This window comes from Komagataeibacter kakiaceti JCM 25156, from assembly GCF_000613305.1.
Genome location: NZ_BAIO01000679.1, coordinates 1 through 1,039, shown reverse-complemented (window position 1 = coordinate 1,039; position 1,039 = coordinate 1). Strand labels below are relative to the sequence as shown.

Genomic DNA, 1,039 nt, shown 5'->3' with positions numbered 1-1,039 from the left:
GGCCGAGCTGAAGCAGATCCTGCGCGGTCAGCTTGAGCGCGTCGGCCGCCGCGGGGGCCTGCTTGGGGTCACGCCACAGGATGGAGGCGCAGGCCTCGGGCGAGATGACGGAATAGATCGCGTGTTCCAGCATCATCACGCGGTCACCCGCGCCCAGCGCCACGGCCCCGCCGGAACCGCCCTCACCGATCACGGTGGCGATGACCGGCACCGGCACGCTCAGGCAGGTCTCGATCGAACGTGCGATGGCTTCCGCCTGCCCGCGCGCTTCCGCGTCGATGCCGGGCCATGCGCCGGAGGTGTCGATAAAGGTCAGGACCGGCAGGCCGAATCGCCCCGCCAGCCGCATCAGGCGCTGCGCCTTGCGGTAGCCTTCGGGCCGGGCCATGCCGAAATTATGCTTGAGCCGTGTCTCGATCTCGGCCCCGCGCTCGGTGCCGATCACCACCACGGGCTGGTCGCGAAAGCGCCCCACGCCGCCAATGATGGCCTTGTCCTCACCAAACAGGCGATCGCCCGCCAGCGGGGAGAATTCGGTTATCAGCGTGCCGATGTAGTCAACCGTGTGCGGGCGCTGGGCATGGCGCGCGACCTGCACCTTCTGCCCCGGTGTCAGCCGGGCATAGGCGGCACGCAACTGCCGGTCGGCCTTCTCGCCCAACCGGGTGATCTCATCGGCGATGTTGATCCCGTCCGGACCGGACATCGTGCGAAGCTCGTCGATCTTGTTCTCAAGTTCGGCGACCGACTTTTCGAAATCTAGAAACTGGCGCATGCGCTGCCGATAGCACAGCCCGCGCGCCAGCCAAACATTTTCGCGCAGGGAATCCGCCCCGCCATGCATTTTTGTCTATCCCGCCGCCGCAAGCGGGTGATGCCGGGCCACCGCGTCGCGCAGGCGGTCGAGCATGACATGGGTATAGATCTGCGTGGTCGCGATGTCGGCATGGCCCAGCAGCACCTGCAGCGCGCGCAGATCCGCCCCGCGCGCCAGCAGGTGGGTGGCGAAGGAATGGCGCAGCACATGGGGTGAAAGCCG

2 protein-coding genes are annotated in these 1,039 nt (G+C 67.4%); both read right to left on the bottom strand.

Annotated elements, in window-relative coordinates:
• The coding region (locus JCM25156_RS17905) for an acetyl-CoA carboxylase carboxyltransferase subunit alpha (RefSeq protein ID WP_025814228.1) at window positions 1-775 on the bottom strand (775 nt) is incomplete at its 3' end.
• Window positions 776-850: 75 nt separating this feature from the next.
• A partial coding sequence (locus tag JCM25156_RS25980) for a tyrosine-type recombinase/integrase (RefSeq protein WP_034960905.1) occupies window positions 851-1,039 on the bottom strand: 189 nt, incomplete at its 5' end.